The following is a 232-nucleotide window of genomic DNA, read 5'->3' on the forward strand; positions in this document are numbered from 1 at the left end:
GTGTAGCTACTCGGATTTGGTCTAGCTTTTCTATAAGAAACTCTTTTGCTTGCTGGTCGTCCGTATTCTTAATTGCATCCTCGAAAATATTTATAAGTCTCCCTGCTTTTGCAAATACACCAGCTAGTTGACTTACTTTATTGTCTTCTGCCACTACGCTTTCAAATGCGGCATCTATATCTTTGGCTATTTCGGTATCTGCTTCTTCTAATAGTACAGAATTACGTAATAC

1 protein-coding gene is annotated in these 232 nt (G+C 37.9%); it reads right to left on the bottom strand.

Going from position 1 to position 232, the window contains the following annotated elements; translation table 11 throughout:
• A partial coding sequence (locus NCR40_RS31240) for a hypothetical protein (protein WP_250511825.1) occupies positions 1-232 on the bottom strand: 232 nt, incomplete at both ends.

It is taken from the genome of Caballeronia sp. GACF4, from assembly GCF_023631025.1.
Lineage (GTDB): Bacteria > Pseudomonadota > Gammaproteobacteria > Burkholderiales > Burkholderiaceae > Caballeronia.